Below are 22,294 nucleotides of genomic sequence, written 5' to 3'. Positions count from 1 at the left end.
GGTCTAAGGGGGGAGTGGGCTAGTCTCCTGCGAAAAGATCGTGGAGGTCGAGTTTGGCGTTGGGGGCGACCAAAGGGCCGAGCTGGTCGCGGGCGGTGACTACGAATCGGATCTGATAGTCGACTCCATCGGGTTCGCGGAAAACGTGCACACAATTGGACCGACAATCGACAATCCAATACTCGACTATCTTGGCCTCAGCATAAAGCAACCGCTTGCTCACTAAATCCTTTACAAGCGATGAATCCGCTACCTCAATGGCGAGTTGCACGTCGGCAGCCCCCGGATGACGATCGCGGTAACGCCTCTTGTGAACCCAGAATATATCGGGCTCTGGGCGACTGTCCTGGTCCGGCAAATCAACACCCGTTTGGGAAGTAATTAACGTCTTGCCAGGATCAGAATTATGAGCCGACCAAGTCGTCAAGTAAGCAACGAAGTCATCATGAACCGGGCCGGCGGGATTCATTTGAACTATCTCTCCTCTAATCAACTCAACCTTGCGATCCAATGTTTCAAATGCCCCAACTTTGACCATATGGTCGTATTCGCGAAGACTGAGATGAAGCGTGGAGGACATGGGAAATCAGGAGTAAGGGGAAAGGGGTAAGCGAAGGACAAAGGCACGGAGCTAGGGGCGAAGCGGGAATACTCTGATGCCTGATGACTGATAACTTTATTCTGGCTTCTGGGGTTTCCTTACGAATGAAGCCTGGGTGCTGAAGCCTAATGTCAGGAGGCAGGAGCCTCCAAGCCAGTGCGTTCCCAGGCAGGAGCCTGGGAACGAGTATGGACTGAAGACTGAAAACTGATGACTGAAGGCTGACTCCTGAAACCTGGCATTCCCCCCCTCCCCGAGCTGACGCTCGACCCTCCCCAAAGGGGAGGGTGAAAGGAAGTCTGAAGGGTGAAGGGGGAAGTTTGAAAGGGTGAGCTAGCCGGTTAGTCAACGCTCCACTGACGCGAGGTCAATGGAGGCGGGATGGAAGGTCTAAGGGGGGAACACTTATCCACACTGATTAACACTAATGAAAACAGGGAAAGGTGTAAGGGTTGATGACTGATTCCTGAAGCCTTCCCCTCCCCGAGCTGACGCTCGCCCCTCACCAAAGGAGCGGGTGAAAGGAAGGATGGAAACTAAAGACTAAAGACTAAGGACTAAGGTCTCGCGCCAGCGCACACTTCGTTCCCGTGGGTGGCTTCTATCCCGTTTTTGCCCAATACTACATTATGTGCCAAAAAATGGTGCTGCGACCACTTGGATCTAGTCACCTGGGTGAACCGTTACTCATTCACTACCCTCGACGCTGGTACTTCACCCCCCCGAGTCTACATGAGTAACCTAATCTGTCACGACCTGGGAGGCAAGATTTACGAGAGAGTTAACCGTTTCTAAATGAGATTGACGGTCAAACGCAATGCAACTCATGCGTCGATTGACAGGATTGGGGGGATGGAAGGGGTAAGGGGTAAGGACCAGGGGGGAACACTAATCCACACTGATTGACACTAATGAAAACAGGGAAAGGTGTAAGGGTTGATGACTGATGACTGAAGCCTCCCCCTCCCCGAGCTGACGCTCGACCCTCCCCAAAGGAGCGGGTGAAAGGAAGTTTGAAGTTTGAAGGGGGAAGTTGGAAAGGGTGAGCTAGCCGGTTAGTCAGCGCTCCACTGACCCGAGGTCAATGGTGGCTAAGGTGTAAGGTGTAAGGTGTAAGGACTGATTTCTGAAATCCCCCCCTCCCCGGACGAAGCGTCCGACCCTCCCCGAGGGGAGGGTGAAGGGAAGTTTGAAAGGGTGGGCTAGCCGGTTAGTCAACGCTCCACTGACACGAGGTCAATGGTGGCGGGTGCCTAAGGCCTAAGGACTAATTGCTTAAGTCTTAGGGTTGATTGAGCGTGGAGGTAAGTCGCTCTTCGATTCCAAGTTTTGATGCCCAGTGCCGCATGTATTTTTCATCTAACTCCCCCTGGACAAAGATGATGTCCGATATGTCACCGAGGTCGCGCGGACGGAATGCTATCAGCTTTAACAAAACTAGATCTTCCGGAGTGACGAACCAAAGATTCCTACCTTCAAACTCAACCAACTGTCGGCGCGACATGATCGAACGCTGGAACTCAGTCTCCTCCAAAAATATGTCTACGTCTACGCTCTTGCCAGCAGCTAAATAGGTCTTAAGCTTGACCAATGGCATTGAGCCGATTTCATCTCGCCAGCCAGTTCGGTAGATCGCGGGCACTTCATAGCCAAGTGTTTCAGCGTTATCTAAAAAAACCTCCAGTTGTGCGTCCGTCATCGCAACTTCAAAATCGACGTCATAGGTCGGACGAGGTATCCCATGGACTCTCACTGCAATGCCACCCATGATCGCGTAATCAAAAGAGAATCGCTCGCACAGGTCCACCATCGCCATCAATACCTGCTCGACCGTCTTATTCAATCGACTCTTTTCGTAGGCTGATGAGACGATGCTGTGCTATACAACGCTTTACAAATCGCTTGGTTTCGCGACTCGTTCTCTTCACGCAGTCGTTGAAATCGACGCTCAATGATATCAGTCTTGCCTTGAAGCATTGCAGGCCATGCGCTGTCGCAAAGATCAAGCGTCAGACGCAATCGCTCGCCAGGCTTCATGCGCCGGTAAGACTCAAGGGTTTCAGGAGAGAGCATGCAGTTCTCGGTTTGAAAACAGTTTGAAAAACAGTGCTTAGTGCAACCACGATGCGGCGTGCTTGGCGCTCTGTGCCTTGTGCTTGGCTCTCCGCTGAGATCGTCTCAGTGGGGGCGAGAGTTGTTGGCTAGGAGATGGTTGCTGGCGTCCTGCCACTCCCCTCCCCGGACGAAGCGTCCGACCCTCCCCGAGGGGCCGGTGAAAGGAAGTTTGAAGTTTGAAGGGGGAAGTTGGAAAGGGTGTCACTAGCCGGTTAGTCATTGCTCCACTGACACGAGGTCAATGGAGGCGGGATGGAAGCTAAGGGGTGAGGATTGTAACCTGAATGCTGTAGCTACGCAGAGCCTTGTTACGGCCTACACGGGCAAAAGACTTCGATTGAAAAAAGACCGGTATAGAGATTCTGAATATAGCTGAAGTTGCTGGGATGACTACGGTTGGGTGCGTTGGATTTTAATTTCGGATACGATATCCTGAACAGAGCGGTCCCCTAGAAAACGACTCCTGTCTTGCGTATAGTCCCCCGTGCCAGAACTAAACTGGTTGATGAAACGTGCTGTGTTAACGGGGCCAATTTCTCGACAAAGTAGCTTAATTGCTTCCGTGGTAATCTCAGCGGTGGTCATCAATTCTAGATTCACTTGTAACGCATCAAAAGATTTGAATCCTCGTAACTCCAATTCTATTGCTCGGGATTCGCATTGGTCGGTAACCTGGAATATGGTGCCAGCTAATCGTATCACCGAGTCTACATACGCCTTCTTCTGAGGAAAAGGGTTCTTGCTGTTCTCAAATTGCACAACCTCGGAACTAACAAGGCCAAAGACACCGGCCTCGCACTTAGACAATATGGCGAGAATGGCCTGGGACTCTAATGCGACTCGAGGTTGTGAATGATCGTCGAACGGTCTGTTGAGGCAACAGGTATCGAGGTACAGTTTCAAGTCATCAATGTTCTTTGTGATTTGTGAAGGCTATACTCCATGTTTGCCGCTAAAGTCACGATTTTAGCGTGTAGTACTTAGTTGGAAAGCCGTGGAAAGATTGTTGACAATTAGGAGTTAACCACGAAAGGGCACATAGATCTAAAAAAAGGGGTAAGGGGTAAGGGGGCAGACTTCAGGGGGCAGCGAAGAACAAAGGCACGGAGCCAGGGGCGAAGCGGGAATACTCTGATGGCTGATGACTTTATTCTGGCTTTTGGGTTTCCTGACGACGGAAGCCTGATGTCTAGGGGCTGAAGCCTGATGTCGAGAGGCGGGAGCCTCCAAGGCAGTGCGTTCCCAGGCAGGAGCCTGGGAACGAGTATGGATCCCAGGCAGGAGCCTGGGAACGAGTATGGACTGACTGACGCTCGACCCTCCCCGAGGGGAGGGTGAAAGGAAGTTTGAAGGGTGAAGGGGGAAGTTTGAAAAGGCGGGCTAGCCGGTTAGTCAGCGCTCCACTGACACGAGGTCAATGGAGGCGGGGGAAGCTAAGGACTAAGGCCTAAGGACTAAGGACTCGCGCCGGCGCGGACTTCGTTCCCGTGGGTGGCCTCTATCCCGTTTTTGCCCTCTTGACCGAGGTTGCTAATTCTTTGAATGGATAAGATTTACCGGTTGGGAGGGCTTTGCAACGAAAGCAACCTCAACATAGGAATGTACTCGCCGTTTTGCATCCGACCTGTCCAAAACGCCTCTTCGGTCCGTTTCAGAGGAAATACGAGCGGGAGGTAACAATTGAGGCGATTATTCTTGGGTAAGGGGGAAGGGGTAAGGGGTAAGGGGTAAGGGGTAAGGAATGTAACCTGATTACTGAAGCCTGACTCCTGAGGCCTGATTACTGCCGACGCCCCCTCCCCGAGCTGGCGCTCGACCCTCCCCGAGGGGAGGGTGAAGGCCAATTACAAACGGCCATCGGTTGTCTCTTTCGGGAAAATCGATTTCAGGTCGTAGACAACGCATTCTCTGCGACCTGCCTTGCGAATGTCCTCGATCCCTTGGGTAACGAACTGATGGTGCGGGACGGCGATGACGATCCCGTCGTACTTGCCTGTCGGGACCGTTTCAATGAGCTGAATGCCATACTCTTGCTTCGCTTCAGCAGGATTGACCCATGGATCGTAAACATCAACGTTGGCTCCGTACTCTCGGAACTCCTTGATCAAATCGATCACTCGGGTGTTGCGTATGTCTGGACAGTTCTCTTTGAACGTTAAACCTAAGATCAGAATGTTGGAATCCTCGACGTGCAGCCGTTTCTTGAGCATCTTCTTGACCACCTGCGCGACCACATATTGCCCCATGCTGTCGTTGATTCGACGGCCTGCCAAAATCACCTCAGGGGTATAACCGATCTCCTGAGCTTTATGGGTCAAGTAATACGGGTCCACCCCAATACAATGCCCACCAACTAACCCCGGCCGGAAAGGGAGGAAATTCCATTTCGTGCCCGCTGCTTCAAGAACCTCTGTCGTGTCGATTCCCATTTTATTAAAAATCAACGCTAGCTCGTTTACCAACGCGATATTCAAATCCCGTTGCGTGTTCTCAATAACCTTGGCCGCCTCGGCGACTCGGATCGAAGAAGCCTTATATGTGCCAGCTGTTACGATCGTGCCGTATAACTCATTGACGAAGTCGGCAATTTCTGGCGTCGAACCCGAGGTCACCTTTTTTATGGTGGTTAGCCGGTGAGCCTTGTCCCCCGGATTGATTCTCTCGGGGCTGTAACCGGCGAAGAAATCTTCGTTAAAACGGAGCCCGGAAACTCGTTCGATGACCGGTATGCAATCCTCCTCAGTCGCACCAGGATATACCGTCGATTCGTAGATGACGACGTCCCCCTTTTTGATGACCTTGCCGATCGTTTCACTCGCCTTGATAAGGGGAGTCAAATCGGGGCGTTTGTGTTCGTCGACCGGGGTCGGTACGGTCACAATATAGATGTTCGCAGCGGCGATATCGGCAGGAGAACTGGTGAATTTCAGGTGCTGGCTTGCCGCGAGCTCCTGACATTCGACCTCGCGGGTCGAGTCTTCGCCCGCTTGAAGCTCCGCGATACGAGCTTGATTGATATCGAAGCCAAAGGTTTTGAAGTGCTTGCCGAATTCCACGGCGAGGGGGAGCCCGACGTATCCTAGGCCACAGACACAGATCGTCGTCGACTCGTTGGATAGCGTTAAATGAGAATTCATGAGGTGTTTAGTGATTAGCTCTCCACTGAGCACATCTCGAGGGGAGCGTGACTTGTGGGGTAGGAGATGTTAGCTGGCGCTCTGCCCCCCTCCCCGAGCTGACGCTCGACCCTCCCCGAGGGGAGGGTGAAGGAAGGGGTAAGGGGTAAGGTTTACGTGATAAGTAAAACAAAAGGCAAAAACTCTGAAGCTTGACGACTGGTTGCTGAAGCCTGATGTCAGGAGGCGGGAGCCTCCAAGCCAGTGCGTTCCCAGGCAGGAGCCTGGGAACGAGTATGGACTGAAGTCTGAAAACTGAAGACTGATTCCTGACATTCCCCCCCCCTCCCCGAGCTTACGCTCGACCCTCCCCGAGGGGAGGGTGAAAGGAAGTTTGAAGGGTGAAGGGGGAAGTTTGAAAAGGCGGGCTAGCCGGTTATTCAGCGCTCCACTGACGCGAGGTCAATGGTGGCGGGGGAAGCTAAGGAGTAAGGACTAAGGACTGAGGGTTGCTTCCGTCGGCCAACAACCTTAATGGTTCTACCCCTTCTGAGTTCGAAGCCACGCTTCAAGCTCTAGAATGTCTGGCAAGTCTTTTGGCCGCCCCGCCGCCCTCTTGTTCTTCAACAAAGTCCTCGGTGAGATTACCGGAACAGCCAATCCGTCCAATTCGACTCTTTGACTGGTCTCATTCACCTCGGCGAATTCAACCCCATCTATTCGGGTAAGAATATCAATGCGTAATGGCGAACGCCCGAGCATGATGACCTTCCCATCTTCAAGGAGTTTTTGATGTTCCGGCGGGAGAGTCGAGCCAAAGCCAAAATCTGTCAAAACCTTTCGAATTCGTTTCTCGTTTTCCGGGTCAAGGTCCACAATAAAATCGATATCACCCGTTGCCCGGGGGTTCCGATATAGGTTGTAAGCGTAGCCCCCAATCATCACAAATCGAACGCGATTTGAGATCATCAACTCGATAAACTCTTTGAAATCCTGGGGCAGCATGGTAATACGGTCTCATTAACGCCATGAAGGCTTCGTATCGTTTCTTACACGTGATGGAATTATCGTCAAGAAATTCTGCCTGGGCTGCTTCTTCCTGACTGGCGAACTGGCGGAGAACTTTGTCCATGTTTTAGATTCCATTCAACTTATTAGTATTAGTGCTGCCGCTGACGCGGGTCGTTGCCGCTTCGCGGGTGCTCGGTGCTTAGTTTCAAACTTTGCCGTTCAAACTTCACACTTCTTCCCGGTCATGCCTTGAGTTTTTTGTTTGTCGCTTTTGGTTATTGGAGTGGAACTGTCAACCAATAACCTTCAATCTCGGAAGGCAGGAGCCTGGGAACGAGCACAACGGTTTTCAACCAAGCACAAAACACCGAGCACGCCGCCTTGCGGCAACACCGCTCTTTGAGCGCAGACTTCGTTCTCGTGGGTGGCCTCGTTATCCCTTTTTTGCCCGATTTTTCCGAAATCCGACCTCTCTCCTCGACTTTGTCCCTGCAAACTTTTTTAGGAGACGATCCATCAACCAGGGGGATTTGGTCGCTTTCGCCGATCTAATGATCGTAACCCGCCACCACGATTTGTCACGATCCGAATGTCTCCTTATGAGGCCATTCTCCCGCAGGACTGGAACGAAAAAACCTAGAAAAAACGGATCTTGGCCTAAATCTCTACAAACGCTCCACCCGCTCTCCCAAAAGCCCCACGAAAACGTCCGCAAGACTCGGGTCGGCCCCTAAACAGCCTGCTAACCACCAGGATTTAGCCGGAAATCGCTCACGCATGGCTAGAATTTTGCCCCTCAATTGGTTCATCAATTCCCCCTCGAACAATAAATGCGGCTGGACAACCACCGTGTCGCAGTCCCCCTTGGCCGCCTCCTCCAAAAGCTGATCGACGCTGATCTCGCCTCCCGCAAAAAATCCTGTCTGATGCCACGAAACCTGGCTGGTTTCCACCCGCAATCGAGTGATCTCCTTCATCCGACCTCGAGCAATGGGGTCGCTGGTCCCCCTGCCGACCATGGCCAAACCAATACGAGATTGCCCCGAACCCTCGATTGCTGATCCATCGGTTCGACGCGATTCGTGCCAATCCCCCAGACGGCAACGATCCGTTCGGCCCTCCGTCGTGAAGCAGCGTCGGCTCGGTTCGCTCCCCCAGCTGCAATGGCCGGGCTCGCAGTTGCTTCGCGCCCGGAGAACTTGATCGAACCTCAGCCGAGAAAGCTCTACTACCCTAGGATGCGTCCCAAGAGGTTCCGATTGCCCCAGCACTCGCATACCGAGTTCCTCAGAGCTGGTTGCTACAGCCTGAGGGATATCATCCTGTGCATGGGCAGCCGAGAACAGCAAAATCGGTAAAACCACTAGCTCGGTGCAACCGCGTTGTCTCAACTGCGACAAACCGCTCGCTATGTCCGGTTCACATAGCTCGAGAAAGGATGCCTCGACCGAAACTCCAGGCAATCGTGCTTGAATCTCCTCAGTCAGCTGAATCAATTGTCCTGCACCACTAGGATTCCTGGTACCGTGCCCGACAACCAGCACGCCGATGTTCTTCTCCGTCAATTTTGCTAGCCAAGGAAAATCGCATTCTTGGGTTGCCGCATCATCTCGGCTGTGATGAGGCTCATCCGTACGCGAGGATTCGAGCGGTTGGCTTTCACGGAACAGAAAGGACATAACAATCTCGATCTCATTGTGGGGTTTAGGGGGGATAGGCAGTCTACACAAGCGAGACTTTGCCGGTCTTAATGGTTGTAAGGAATACGGAAATTATGAAGGCTACCAACCGCCAAGAGATTGTCAAAAAGATAAAGTTTTCCTAAAGATCGTGCTGCCAACAACTTCGGGAGGAAATTCGGTACGGTAATTGGTTTTCTTATTTGAATCCTCCGCGAACTTATACCAGAATTAGGTTCATTGTGCGCGGATTCTCTCAAGTCCTAGAGAATGCGGTCGCTAAATCGGTAGCGACCTGCCGTTCGTCCTAAACTAAAAACGGCATGATTCGCGTCCAGTACTAATCGGAGACAAACAACTCTATGAATGCAAAACTACTACGCCAGCGATTTCGTCGTGCTTTATGGGTTGGCTCGTTGGTATCTGCCACCGCTGCGAGCAGTTTCGCACTTGGCCCTTTAGGAAGTGCAGCTTTTGGCCAAGTGGTCGATCTGGGCCAGGACTGCGTACCTGTCGCTCGTTATCGCTTGGAAACACAAAGGATTGAAGAGCCGATCACCGTCACCACGATGCGAGTTGTCTACGAAGACATCATCGAGGAACGGGAGGTCGTGAGCTATCGTCCTGCGGTAGAGGAACGAATCGAAAAGCGACAGCGAACCGTGCGTCGCCCGGTCACCGAAACGACGAAAAAGTTCGAACAGCACACCGTGTACAAGCCTGTTACTCGGGAGGAGTGGGTCGACGAAACTGTGATGGTTTCCGAAACCTCGCAAGTCGAACAGACCGTGGTTCGTCAACGCCCCGTTGTTGAGACACAAATTCAAACGCAACGTTACATGGTCCAAAAGCCTGTAACAGAAACCGTCATGCAAACGCAAAGCTATACGGTGCAGCGGCCTGTTACGGAAACGACCTACCAGACGCAGCAATATTTGGTGCAACGCCCTGTCACCGAAACAACCATGCAGACGCAGAACTTTACCGTCCAGCGTCCGGTCACCGAAACGACTTACCAGAATCAGCAATTCACCCAATTGCAACCCGTTACGACTTACCAACCGGTGGTGGCTGATGTCGGGAACTACGTGCAACAAGCGTTCTACCAACCAGGAGATACGACACACAGATTGCGGTGGCAACAAGGCGGCTACAACGTAAACCAACAAACGGGGCAGACAGCATTTCGGTTTGGCGGATTGGGCTGGGTTCCTTACCAGTCTGCCGGCCAAGTAGTGACCCAGAATGTCTATCAGCCGAATTTGCAACAGTTCGCTGTTCCTCAAACCAGTTACATGCCGCAAACGATCACGCAACAGGTTCCTGTTCAAACCCAACGCATGGTTACCGAACAGGTGCAGCAACAAATTCCGGTCACCACGACACGCATGCAGCAAGAAGTGGTAGCGCAGCAGATTCCGATCTCAACCACACGCATGCAACAAGAGATTGTGCAGCAACAAGTTCCCGTGACCACAACTCGCATGACCAACGAGATCGTCGAGCAGCAAACTCCGGTGCAAGTGCAGAGGATGGAAACCTACGAGGAAAAGGTAGTTGTGCCGCATACGGTTCAAAAGCCTGTTACTCGCAAGGTCGCGCGACAAAAAATCGAGTACGTTCCCGAGGTTGTGGTCAAAGAAGTCCCGGTAACCACAACGTCCTATCGTGACGAAATCATTACCGAGGATGTCATCGTCCGAGTCCCCTACACCGAACGAGTTGTGACTAAAGTTCAGGTACCAAAGCGAGTTGCCAAGACTGTCCCAGTCACGGAAACTCGTATGGCCTATCGCACAAGAACGGTCAAGGTGCCGATTGATGCCTACGGTAACCCAATCGTGGAGAGCCGCCCAGCAACATCGAACGGCTCCGCATCGACCTACGCCGAGCCAGGCAGCTCGAAGGAGCCTGCTAAATCGAACGGCAGCGGGAGCAACGGGTCCGAGTCTCGAAAGGTGGAAGCATCGAAGCCAGAAGTCGAGAAATCTGAGGAATTGCCCGAGAGGAAGGCTTCCCAGAAGCTGGAGCTCGGCCCTCAGGAAGGTAGCGGCGAGACCGACACGAGCGAAACACTCCCTCGCAAGAAAATTGCTCCTCTCTCGGACGAGTAGTGATGAACAACTGCACGCTAAAAAAATGTTAGCGTTAGGCCGCAAGGCCTACGGTGTCCTCCGGCAATAATAGCGTAACGGCGCAAGCCGTACGGTGTCGTCCGGCAATGCGAAGCGAGCCGGGTTTCGCCGTTGGCGACGAAACCCAAACCACCGGCAAAGCGGGGATGGCTGGGTACGCTGTTTGGCGGTGAGAGTGCTGGAGCCCTACCGGAGGCCTCGCGCCCTATCCGCTACGATTTGTTTCGCGGCGCGAATTTTTACAATCTGCTGGCCTCCAAGAATCTGCTGGAAATCTGGTTGCTACTCCCCGGGAGAACTCAACGCAGGGCGATGCCCATCATGCCTATCGAATCCCGCTGGCTTGCCCAGCGGATCGTTAGGTTTCCCGCTAAATAAACGCCCGCCCCTGATGCCTATCGAATCCCGCCGACTTGAGCGGCGGATCGTTAGGTTTCCGGCCAGCGACGCCGATCCTAACATTCTGTGCCGGAAGCGTAACGATCTCCTGATCAAGCCAGGAGCTTTCCTGGTTTGGGTTGGGAACGGTTTATGAAGGGAGGAGCGTAAACTTCACCTGGGCAAGCCAGGTGCATTTTACTCGTTACAAGGCTCTGCCTTGTAACGGGATGCGTCAAGGCTCCTGCCTTGCATCTTATTCACCCTCCCGCGCGCGGGAGGGTCGGTCGCTTCGACCGGGGAGGGTTTCCTCGCTCAGGGATGGATGCCACCAATGTTAGCGTAACGGTGCTAGCCGTACGGTGTCGTCCGGCAATGCGAAGCGAGCCGGGAGTCGCCCTTCGGCGACGGAAAACAAATGCACCGGAGGAGGGGGATAGCTGGGTGAACTGGTGGGCGGTGAGAGTGCGGGAGCCCTAAACGCAGGTCGATACCCACGCGGTTAAACGATTTTTTCACACTTCAAACTTCACAATTCCAACTTCTTCTGCCCTATCCGCTAGTATTTGTTTCGCGATGCGAATTTTTACAATCTGCTGGCCTCCTTGAATCTGCTGGAAATCTGGCTGTTGTTGCCCCAAAATCAGGGCTGACGAAAAATGTTGGGCGAAAGATGTTTATCCCATTTTTTGACCTAAATCTTTCGACATGGAACAAACAACCAAAAAAGGGGTGGAGTTCTAATCTGCTGGCCTCCTTGAATCTGCTGGTAATCTGGTTGCTACTGCCCTGGAGGCCTCAACGCAGGGCGATGCCCATGCGGTTAAACAAAATCTAGCGCAGGGCGATGCCCATGCGGTTAAACGATTTTTTCACACTTCGAACTTCACAATTCAAACTTCTTCCGTCCTTTCAACTACTATTGGCCTCGCGGCGCGATGTTGGTTTATAATTGGTCGAGTAGCTTTTACGTTTGCTGCTCACCCTCAAGTTATTCATCATGATTAAGCAATTTTTGTCGTCTGTCGTTTCCCAACGACTCGCACGGTCAATCCTTTTTGCCGCGTGTCTGACCGCCACCCCGGTCGCGCAAATCCTTTCGCAGGAAGCTAACCCACCAACCGCCAAGCCTGACTCGGTTCTGCCGGGTGGAATTTCCTCCTGGGGGGAAGAAGATCTCGCCGTCAAGTTGGCTGAATTCGAGGCTCTCATTGAGACTGCTCGTGCCCAGTGGCAAGTTCCCGGTCTGTCGGTTGCCATCGTTCATAAGGATCGCGTTCTGCTCGCCAAGGGGTATGGCGTCCGCGAAAGCGGATTATCGGCTTCGGTAGATGAAAACACGTTGTTCGCTATCGCCTCCAATTCGAAAGCGTTCACCGCCGCGGCCTTGGCGATCCTGGTGGATGAGAAAAAGATCCAGTGGACTGACCGCGTTCAAGATTACTTGCCATGGTTCCAGATTTACGATCCCGGGGTGAGTCATGAGATGCGAATCTGCGATCTATTGTGCCATCGCAGCGGGCTAGGCACCTTTAGCGGCGATCTCCTCTGGTACGGAACCCCTTTCACAGCAAAGGAAGTTCTCGAACGTTGCAAACACTTGCCGTCCGAAGGTCCGTTTCGCCATCATTATGGTTATTCGAACGTCATGTTCTTGGCGGCTGGATTAGTTATTGAGCAGGTCAGCGGTGAGTCGTGGGGATCGTTTGTCCAGAATCGAATCCTTAAGAAGCTGAACATGTCTCGTTCGGTGACGAGTGTCAGAGATCTCGTCAGTCACGGCAACTTTGCAACGCCACATAAAACCCATCTAGATCGATCGGAGCCGATTGCATGGGTCAACTGGGATACCATGGCTGCAGCCGGCGGGATTGTTTCGAGCGCCAAGGACATGGCTCAATGGATGCGATTCCAGCTCAAGCAAGGGGAATGGGATGGAGTGCAATTGATCTCAGCCGATTCAATGCATGAGATGACGCAACCTTACACGCCAATCCGCGTTTCCAAGAACGCTTCGCAACGAGTCCCGCAAACATTGTATCGGGCTTACGGTCTGGGTTGGTCCCTCTCCGATTACAACGGGCGCAAAGTCGTCGGGCACGGTGGCGGTTACGATGGAATGTATTCTCACCAAATGCTACTGCCGGGTGAGCAGTTTGGAATTATTGTTCTCTCGAATAGCATGACCTCACTCCCCAATACCCTTTGCAGTATGGCGATGGATTGGGCGACCGGCGGGAGCGTTGGTAACCGAAGTGAAGAGAGCTTGAAACGGTTTACCGAGTCACGCAATGAGTTTCGAAAGCGAATCGACGCAGAGATTACTCCGGTGGCGCAAGGGACCAAGCCGAGTCATCCTATGGCCGACTATGCAAAATCGTTTCGTTGTCCCATGCTGGGAGAGGCGACTGTATCGTTGGAAAATGAGCAGCTCGTTTTGCGAATCCCCGCTAATCCCAATATGGTGGCGGACTTAGAACACCTCCACTACGACACGTTCGTGATTCGCTGGAGAACCAAATTTGCTTGGTTCGATGAAGGCTCGGCTCTATTTATCTCCAACGCTAAAGGGGAATTTGTCGAACTCAAGCTGAATGTACCGAATGATGATCTTTGGTTCCACGAGCTGCAGTTCCGCAGATAGCACCTGCATTGGATTTGGATCGCACAAAGGTTTTGGATCGCAACCTCTTTTTTCTTGCTATCCCGACTGGATTTATCCAGTTTGGGTAAAAATTTGATATGCTACAGGCGAAGCCAAAGTGCTTTCTCTTCGAAACCTTGCACCACGAGAATCGCCTATGTCGATAGCCAACCCGAACGAATTGCAGACCGATGATGTAGCGGCCATCGATGAACTGGGGCAAACGTTTCAAAAACTGAAAACTGAGCTGGGCAAGATTATCGTAGGTCAGCACGAGGTGATCGAACGCCTTGCCATTTGCTTGTTCGCGCGAGGGCATAGCTTGTTGATGGGTGTTCCGGGATTGGCCAAGACGCTGCTCATCAGTCGATTGGCGGAAACATTGTCGCTCGACTTTTCCCGGATTCAGTTCACACCCGACTTGATGCCGATGGATATCACCGGCACCGATATTCTTCAAGAAACGGCGGATGGACGTCGCGTGTTTGAATTCGTCAAAGGTCCGTTGTTCGCGAATGTAGTTCTGGCGGATGAAATCAATCGAGCTCCAGCAAAGACACAAGCCGCAATGCTCGAAGCGATGCAGGAACAACGCATCACAGTCGTCGGGAAAACGTTTCACTTGCCGCCACCCTTTTTTGTGTTGGCGACTCAGAACCCCGTTGAACAAGAAGGCACCTATCCGCTTCCCGAAGCCCAATTAGACCGGTTTATGTTTCTGATCGAGGTCGATTATCCCGACCGGAACGAAGAGATCCGCATTGCTCGCAGTACAACGGGGGCGGCGCAGGCTCCACTGGAACCGGTTCTCACTGGCGAGCAAGTGATTCGGTTTCAAGATTTGGTCCGTCGCTTTCCCGTACCTGATCACATCTACGAATTCGCGGTCGATTTGACGCGGCGGTCTCGCCCCAAATCGCCAGACTCACCGGACTGGCTCAAACCGTTAGTAAGCTGGGGAGCGGGGCCTCGGGCGGTTCAGTATTTGATACTTGGTGCGAAAGCTCGCGCGGCGCTGCACGGCAGTTACATCGTCCGACTGGAAGATATTCTGGAGGTAGCAGAGCCCGTTCTCACGCATCGTGTGCTAACCACCTTTGCAGCCGAGTCCGAAGGCCTAAGTAGCCGCGACATCGTAAGACGTTTAGTAACCGAGCTGAACCGTGAAGTATGACAACGCCCCACGACTTTATTGAACCGCGTGTGATTGCGCGTTTGAAAGCTCTCAATTTGCATGCTCGGCTGCCGATGCTAGGTAATGTTACCGGCATGCACCGAAGCCCGCACCGAGGCTCGAGTCTTGAGTTCGCCGAGTATCGCAAATACGTTCCTGGGGACGATACTAGGCGTTTGGATTGGCGTGCATACGGTCGCAGCGACCGGTTCTATATCAAAGAGTTCGAAGCCGACACGAACCTGCGATTGTGCTTGATCGTCGACACCAGCGGCTCGATGAACTATTCTCGTGGTGGACTTTCCAAACTGCACTTTGCCAAACAGATCGCAGGGACGCTAGCTTATCTAGCCGGCACTCAAGGCGATGCGATTGGTTTGTACTGCGCGGGACAGACCTTTCAGCGGCAAATTACTCCGAAACGCAGTGCTGCACACTTGCGTGTCATTCTGGATTCTTTAGCGAACAGCACCGCGTCAGGTGGCACGGGCTTGGTGGCCGCGTTGCATGAAGCAGCGGAACGGATCCGTCAGCGAGCGTTGGTCGTCATTCTTTCGGATTTGTTTGTTGTTCCGAAAGAGCTAAGTAGCGCCTTTCAGCATCTTCGATTTCGCAAGCACGATGTGGTCGTATTCCATCTTCTGGAGCAATCTGAGTTGCAGTTCGATTTTGATCGTCCAATGCGGTTTGTGGATTTGGAGGGTGGACCAGCCGTGTTGGCCGATCCTAGCATTGTCGCAACGGAGTACCGTCGGGCTGTCGACGGCTACTTGCACGATCTCAAGTCGATTGTCAGGGAGGCTAATGTGGACTACCAACGACTGACGCTGGATCAGCACTATGGTGATGTATTGTCCAAGTTTCTTTTAGCCCGAATGCCCAAGCAGAGGTAGCTAGGCAACAGATAGTACAGGAAAAGAGGGGAAAGTGTATGCGACTTGTAACAATGTTGTGTTTGGCCTCGTTCCTAGTCGTAGGCTATCTCGAGCCTGCATTCGGACTACAGGCACCGGACGCAGAAAAGGACGGCAAGCCCAAGGTCGAGATGTTGACCTTGCAGGTTTTAGTGAAAGATCCTGATGGTCATCCGATTGAGAATGCAACCGTGTTTCCGTCGGGTTTGAGAACCAAAGCGGAGCCTAGTAGTCATTGGGGATGGCGGGAAGAGCTGTTTGGTCTCTTGCCAAAAATGCAGACCAGTGCGGAGGGGCTCGTGGATTTGCCCTATCCAAAATACATGACTGAAAAGCTCGAGGTCGGTACCGTTACGATTTCGGTCGAGCACCCGGACTTTGTAACGTTCCGAGAGGATCGCAGTGTCGATGATGCCCCCGCAGAAGTCCCTCTCAAGATAGGTTTTCGCATTGCCGCCACGGCTGTGGATGCAAATTCTGGGGAGCCCATCAAGACCGATTTGTACGGATTGGTCAGCGGTGACACGCGAATGAGTGATTGGAAGCTCGCCGAGAATGGGATGCTTGTATCCCCCGTGTACGAGTCGAATAAGACATGGTTCCGGATGATGAAGATTGTCCCTGGCGAGCCGACGTTGTTCAGCGAGTTGATCGAGATTGACCCCGCAGACCGGAGCCGCGTTCTATTGAGAAATATCAAGTTGGCCGTTGGGACGCGGGTCGAAGGGAAGCTTGATGATTCCGTGACTAGGCCTGTCAAAAACGGTATCGTTTCCGCCGCGATCAATCGCCGAGGGTCAGACGGCCGACGATTCAACTGGTTTTCAACTTGGCGTTGGTTGGACAAAACAATCATTGCAGAGGATGGTACGTTTGTCTTCGAGTCAATGCCCACCGACGAAGTCCTCCAGTTAATACCGATTTGCGATGGCTGGGTGCCAAAGCCCCCTACCAAGGAAGACGTTCTTCCTTTCTTCCCTGATATGGCAGAAAGGCTAGGCGTCTTTGTGGCGTATCCACAGTTATTTCGATCGAGAGGACCTCAAATTGAGCCCACGCTCAAAATGATTCCTGCTACTTCGGTTAAAGTGACAGTAGTGGATCGCAACAACAAGCCACTTCCCGGAGTTGAAGTTGCTTCACGGCCATATCAGTACTGGTTTGATGGAGGTTCCCAAATTCTAGGTACCGCCTTCGCAATGACTAACTTGCTGATCGGATCACGTCAGGGTAAAGAGATCGTTTTTGAAGCAGGCAACCGTTATACGGCGAAAACCGATGAGAATGGTATCGCCATATTGCACACGATGCCACCTAATCGAAATCAACAGCTGATTGCCTTGTTGAAGGGCTTTGAAATGCCACTAAACGGCACGGATCGTTACGTTCGGATCCAACTGAAACCAGATGTTGTGACCGAAGTGACGATTAAGATGCAGCCAGAGGGGACGCAAGTTCTCAGCGACAAAGTGTATGGAAATACGGTTGTGGTTCAGCAATGGTCTTACAACATCTATCAGTTGATGGAAGAATTCCGAAAGCGGTTTCTGCGATGGTTCTAAGCCGGAGACTCAAATGACATTTCTGAGTCCCGTTTGGCTATTGGCTTTACCGTTGATTGCGTTGCCGATCGTGATTCATTTATTGAATCAACGTAGGCATCGTTCGATCGATTGGGGAGCCATGCAATTCCTATTGATGGCCAAAAGAATGAATCGAGGCATGGCACGCCTCAAACAGATTCTCATTCTAACCGCTCGGATGATTGCGATCGCCGGGCTGATTTTCGCTGTCAGCCGCCCCCTTTCTTCAGGTTGGATCGGATCGATTACGGGAGGCCAACCCGAAACCATTTTGGTGCTACTGGATCGCTCGGCAAGCATGCAGCAACAACGCACCAACACTGGCCAATCGAAACTACAGTCGGGATTGGAAAAAATTGTAGAAGCCTTGCAAACCATGGGCTACCAAAAGCCGATCGTACTGATCGAAAGCGGTTCGCCAACTCCGCTACTGCTCGATCGCCCGAGCGATTTGCTGGATCATCCACGAACTGGTCCGACGGACGCTTCTGCCGATATCCCGGTCATGTTGCAGACTGCTTTGGACTACATCGTTCAAAATGAAACAGGCCGAACGGATGTTTGGCTCGTATCCGACGCAGCATCCAACGATTGGAATGCAGATAGTAGCCGATGGCGCGCCCTTCAAAGTAGCTTTGCCAAAAGGGACGGTGTGCGGTTTCAAATTCTGCAATATCCGGAACCAGCCGATAGCAATCTAACCGTCACAGTCGATCGAGTTCGAAGGCAATCTGTGTCAGACTCGAACAACGCCGAATTGGTACTCGACATAACGGTTACGGGAAAAACCGATCAAGTAAAAATACCGCTCACGTTTACAATCAACGGGCTCCGATCCGTGCACGACCTGGAACTCAGCGGTGAGGCGACCACGCTGATCGGTCATCGAATCCCGATCGACAAAGAGCTCGAGTCGGGTTGGGGATCGGTGCAGATTCCGTATGATGAAAACGAGAGTGACAACTTCGCTTACTTTGCTTTTGCACCGGAACCAATTCGCCGCACCGTCATCGTCACCGAGCAGCCTATCTATACTCGTGCGATTCTGCGTGCGTCGGAAACTCCTGCTCTAAGTGGAGTCGATCACGAATCGCAAGTCCTCACGCCTGATCAAACGGCTTTGATCGATTGGCAATCCACCGCGTTACTTGTCTGGCAAGCTCCCCTGCCTGACGCGGATCTTGCCCGGGTGATGTTCAACTTTCTCGAGAGTGGTCGCTCGATCGTATTTCTACCACCGAGCGAAGCGAACGAGAATCACTTTGCCGGTTGGCGTTGGGGGAGATGGTCCGACATCGATCGCCAGGGGCAGGTGGTCCGTTATTGGAACAGCGACGAAGATTTGTTAGCCCGTACTCGCAACGGACAATCGCTACCCGTGAACGAGCTCCGCTTTTATCAGTTTGCGGAACTGCGGGCCCTTGAAGCTTCGTCGGATGCAGACCGAGCATTTCCAGCAACGACCTTGGCGCAACTCGAGAACGGGGCTGTTTTGCTCCAGCGTTCCAAAACGGGAGGCGGGACGATTTATTTTCTGAGCACTTGGCCGGTCGGAACTCATTCCAGTTTGGATCGCGAGGGGATCACGTTGTTCGTGGCTATTCAGCGTGCCATTGCCTCGGGAGCCGAAACCATCGGCAATGCCAAGACGTTGACAGCGGGAAGCGTACCGGCTCGCGTGGTTAACCAAATGCCTCACGTTCACTCGCACACCGACGAAGAGTGGATAGGGGATCGCCGCGCAAGGGCTGGCATTTACGGCGATGAGAAACAATGGATCGCGATGAATCGCCCCGTCGCAGAAGACCGCTCGCAGTATCTCGCCAAACCGGAAATCGAAAGCTTGTTGGCCGGTTTGGATTTTCAGATCGTCGAGGACCAAATTGGAAGTGGTCGGAGTTTGGCAAGTGAGATCTGGAGGTTGTTTGTCATTGGGATGGGGTTGGCTCTGATTGTGGAAGCGATCCTCTGCATGCCTCAGAAACCGGAAAAGCGGGCCGAAACCGTAAAGACTCCACTGAGGGCTGCGGCATGACGGAAACGCAAACGCTTAGCTTTTCAGGTACCAGCGGACTCGCGTTTTCGTTTGCCGTGCTTTTGGTACTGACCGGAGTCGTGCTCGCGGTTATTGCCATTCGCCGGTCTGGTTACAAGCGAATGATTGGAGGGCTGGAGCTGCTGCGCATCGCTTTGTTAATTTTGGTCGCGTTGATGATTTGCCAACCGGAGTGGGTTCAGTCTTTCTTGCCTGAGACCGAGCCAGTCCTGGTGGTGTTGTGGGATGAATCCGACAGCATGAACACGCAGGATGTGCCATCGCCTGGGGGGGCTGAGAAAGACGAGGTCGTGTCGCGCAAGGAGTCCATTGAGAGGTTTCTCAATCCCGATTTTTGGTCACCTGCGGTCGGGGAGAGAAATCGTGAGATAAAAATCGTGATTGAGCCTTTTTCGTCGGAGTTGAATCCGCCGACTTCTGCTACCGATATCGATATTGCCTTGCAACGGACGGTGGAAAAGCATTCCAACCTGCGAGGCATCGTGATGCTGACCGACGGGAGCTGGAACCATGGCAATTCCCCTAGTGTAACAGCAACACTGTTGCGGACCAATGATGTCCCGGTTTGGGCGGTAGCTGTGGGGAGCGAAACGCCGCTTCCCGATTTGGAGTTGGTCAGTCTCGAAGCTCCCACGTTCGGTGTTGTCAACAAGCCGACTCGTATTCCGTTCACGATCAGCAGCACGCTGCCTCGGGATGTCGATGTCGACGTGACCTTTTCATCGAACGACGGTGAACGAATGGTCAATCGGTTAACGATGCCCGCGAACGGCACGTTGCAGCAAGCGTTTCTTTGGAATCCTCAGAAGATTGGGGACTATGAACTGAACGTCGAGGTGGAGGTTGTAGACGGCGAACGCATCGTTGAAAACAATCGCTTAACGGTTCCGATTGAGATTCGGCGTGAGTCGCTCAAGGTGCTGATCGTCGAATCGTATTCGCGTTGGGAGTATCGATTTTTAAGAAACGCTTTGTCTCGCGATCCTGGTGTAGAGGTTCGTTGTGTGCTTTACCAACCTGATGTCGAAGCTATGGGGGGCGGGAAGGAATACTTGCCTCAGTTCCCAGATTCGGTGGATGCATTATCCACTTACGATGTCATATTCCTTGGGGACGTAGGGATCGGTGATGGCCAGCTAACGGTTGAGGATTGTCGTCGCATCAAAGGCTTAGTACAAAACCAAGCGACCGGTTTGATCTTGATGCCGGGGATGCGAGGTCGCCAATTTTCGCTGATCGATACGGAGTTATCGGATCTCTTTCCTGTTGTATTTGATTTCGCTCAGCCACGCGGTTGGGGAAACCGGGTCCCCGCTCAGTTGCAGTTGACCGAGGTCGGCAGCCAAAGTTTGCTGACTAAGTTAGCCGATTCCGCAGAGAACAATATGGCGTTGTGGAATCGATTGCCTGGCTTTCAATGGTATGCACCGGTGTTGCGAGCGAAGATTGGTTCGCAGGTGTTAGCGGTTCACTCCAGCGAGTCGAATGCGGAGGGGCGGATTCCGTTACTAGTGACCAAAACGTTCGGTGCGGGCAAGATCCTGTTTATGGGAACCGACGGAGCGTGGCGTTGGCGAGAAGGAGTCGAGGATAAATACCATTATCGTTTCTGGGGCCAAGTAGCACGGTGGATGGCATACCAACGAAACATGGCTGGAGGGGATTCCATGCGTTTGTTTTATTCCCCAGACCGTCCAAGAACAGGTCAAACGCTATCGTTGAATGCCAATGTCATGGCTGCCGATGGTGAACCGCTGCAAACCGGACAAGTTGCCGTGCAATTGGTGGCACCGTCGGGGAATGTGCAGAACGTGCAGTTATCATCTCAAGCCGAGACAGGACAGTGGGGATTGTTTACCGGCTCGTTTGTACCTCAGGAGATTGGCGAACACCGAGCGACTTTGACTTGTCGAGAGACCGGAGGCACGTTGCAAACAACGATCAGTGTTCAAGGGATGGTGCGAGAGCGGTTAGGGCAGCCTGTGAATTTCGCTTCGCTTCAGGAGGTCGCAGCGATTACCCGGGGGCAGGTGGTGAAACCCGAAGACATCGAACAAGTGTTAACGGCTATACGGAAAATTCCTGAGCCAGAGCCTGAGACACGCCGCATTCGTCTATGGGGGCATCCGCTTTGGGTCGGTTTGTTGATCGGTTTGATGAGTTTGTTATGGATTGGTCGGAAGCTTGCGGGGCTGGTATGATGGATGGGCAATCATGATAGCGGTTGTATTTTACGGAACAGGAGTGCTCCTATGGCTGACAAACTGCTAGGTCAACTTACATTGCCAGAGGTGCGCATGGTCCTACGAGAGGTCGCTTGGGAAACCTATGATGCACTTTCTGACCAACGTGATGGACGCACTCCACGCATGACTTACGACCGAGGGATTCTAGAAATGATGAGTCCGGCCAGGGAGCATGAGAATATAGGGCGTTTGCTTGGGCGACTGATCGAGACCTATTCCGAAGTTCATGACATAGAGATTATCAGCGTGGCTTCGATGACAGTGAAGCACTCTGGTTTGTCAAAGGGGTTCGAACCAGATGAGTCCTACTATGTCACTCACGCTGCACAGGTTCTGGGCAAGAAGGACATGGATTTCGAGGTCGATCCGCCCCCCGATTTAATTGTCGAGGTCGAGTTGACATCTTCCGCAATAAAAAAGATGGATTTGTTCGCTGCGATGAAGGTACCCGAGGTTTGGCGGCACGATGGCAAGAATCTGTCTATGTATCGCCTCGTGGACAACCAATATCAATCGATCCTCTCCAGTGTGGAATTGCCTGGGTTGGTTAGCGAGCGCATTAACGCGACCATGGGCCTCAGAAATTCGACAGGAGAAACCAAGTTGATTAAGGAATTTCGAAAATCGATCATAGATTGACCG

General features: G+C 52.6%; 15 protein-coding genes. 8 read left to right on the top strand and 7 right to left on the bottom strand.

Going from position 1 to position 22,294, the window contains the following annotated elements:
• Positions 1–19: 19 nt before the first annotated feature.
• From SH449x_RS01245 to SH449x_RS01215, 7 genes are all read right to left on the bottom strand, one after another.
• Positions 20–580, bottom strand: coding sequence for a Uma2 family endonuclease (locus tag SH449x_RS01245; protein ID WP_482379503.1), 561 nt, complete (start codon positions 578–580; stop codon positions 20–22).
• A gap of 1,303 nt (positions 581–1,883) precedes the next feature.
• A complete protein-coding gene (locus SH449x_RS01240) occupies positions 1,884–2,444 on the bottom strand; it encodes a DUF6036 family nucleotidyltransferase (protein WP_482379502.1) in 561 nt (186 codons plus the stop codon).
• A complete protein-coding gene (locus tag SH449x_RS01235) occupies positions 2,441–2,674 on the bottom strand; it encodes a hypothetical protein (protein WP_482379501.1) in 234 nt (77 codons plus the stop codon). The genes SH449x_RS01240 and SH449x_RS01235 overlap by 4 nt, the downstream gene beginning before the upstream one ends.
• A 432-nt stretch (positions 2,675–3,106) precedes the next feature.
• A complete protein-coding gene (locus SH449x_RS01230) occupies positions 3,107–3,619 on the bottom strand; it encodes a hypothetical protein (protein WP_482379500.1) in 513 nt (170 codons plus the stop codon).
• 941 nt (positions 3,620–4,560) lie between these two features.
• On the bottom strand, positions 4,561–5,853 hold the full coding sequence (tviB, locus tag SH449x_RS01225) for a Vi polysaccharide biosynthesis UDP-N-acetylglucosamine C-6 dehydrogenase TviB (RefSeq protein WP_482379499.1): 1,293 nt from the start codon (positions 5,851–5,853) through the stop codon (positions 4,561–4,563).
• 519 nt (positions 5,854–6,372) lie between these two features.
• Positions 6,373–6,837 (bottom strand): nucleotidyl transferase AbiEii/AbiGii toxin family protein, encoded by a 465-nt coding sequence (locus SH449x_RS01220; RefSeq protein ID WP_482379498.1) that lies wholly within the window; start codon positions 6,835–6,837, stop codon positions 6,373–6,375.
• A gap of 671 nt (positions 6,838–7,508) precedes the next feature.
• Positions 7,509–8,522, bottom strand: a complete 1,014-nt coding sequence (locus SH449x_RS01215; RefSeq protein ID WP_482379497.1) for a sirohydrochlorin chelatase — start codon at positions 8,520–8,522, stop codon at positions 7,509–7,511.
• A 362-nt stretch (positions 8,523–8,884) separates the two neighbouring features.
• Here SH449x_RS01215 and SH449x_RS01210 point away from each other — a divergent pair, with 362 nt between their 5' ends.
• From SH449x_RS01210 to SH449x_RS01175, 8 genes are all read left to right on the top strand, one after another.
• The gene (locus SH449x_RS01210; RefSeq protein WP_482379496.1) at positions 8,885–10,636 is read left to right on the top strand and encodes a hypothetical protein; all 1,752 of its coding nucleotides are present in this window, start codon (positions 8,885–8,887) and stop codon (positions 10,634–10,636) included.
• Positions 10,637–12,035: 1,399 nt separating this feature from the next.
• Positions 12,036–13,679 carry a serine hydrolase gene (locus tag SH449x_RS01205; RefSeq protein WP_482379495.1) on the top strand — a complete coding sequence of 548 codons (1,644 nt, stop codon included), beginning with the start codon at positions 12,036–12,038 and terminating at the stop codon, positions 13,677–13,679.
• Between the two features lie 157 nt (positions 13,680–13,836).
• Positions 13,837–14,853, top strand: coding sequence for an AAA family ATPase (locus SH449x_RS01200; RefSeq protein ID WP_482379494.1), 1,017 nt, complete (start codon positions 13,837–13,839; stop codon positions 14,851–14,853).
• Positions 14,850–15,746 carry a DUF58 domain-containing protein gene (locus tag SH449x_RS01195; protein ID WP_482379493.1) on the top strand — a complete coding sequence of 299 codons (897 nt, stop codon included), beginning with the start codon at positions 14,850–14,852 and terminating at the stop codon, positions 15,744–15,746. The genes SH449x_RS01200 and SH449x_RS01195 overlap by 4 nt, the downstream gene beginning before the upstream one ends.
• A 38-nt stretch (positions 15,747–15,784) precedes the next feature.
• Positions 15,785–17,329 carry a hypothetical protein gene (locus SH449x_RS01190; RefSeq protein ID WP_482379492.1) on the top strand — a complete coding sequence of 515 codons (1,545 nt, stop codon included), beginning with the start codon at positions 15,785–15,787 and terminating at the stop codon, positions 17,327–17,329.
• A 13-nt stretch (positions 17,330–17,342) separates the two neighbouring features.
• Entirely contained in the window at positions 17,343–19,385 is a 2,043-nt protein-coding gene (locus SH449x_RS01185) for a BatA domain-containing protein (protein ID WP_482379491.1), read from the top strand.
• Positions 19,382–21,607, top strand: a complete 2,226-nt coding sequence (locus tag SH449x_RS01180; protein ID WP_482379490.1) for a hypothetical protein — start codon at positions 19,382–19,384, stop codon at positions 21,605–21,607. The genes SH449x_RS01185 and SH449x_RS01180 overlap by 4 nt, the downstream gene beginning before the upstream one ends.
• Positions 21,608–21,658: 51 nt before the next feature.
• Complete coding sequence (locus tag SH449x_RS01175; protein ID WP_482379489.1) at positions 21,659–22,291, top strand: Uma2 family endonuclease; 633 nt, start codon at positions 21,659–21,661, stop codon at positions 22,289–22,291.
• Positions 22,292–22,294 lie beyond the last annotated feature (3 nt).

The organism is Brakhagea baltica, from assembly GCF_052161605.1.
Taxonomy (GTDB): domain Bacteria; phylum Planctomycetota; class Planctomycetia; order Pirellulales; family Pirellulaceae; genus JBKCUI01.
Note: the sequence above shows the minus strand (reverse complement) of the source record. Positions and strands in the feature narration are given on the sequence as shown.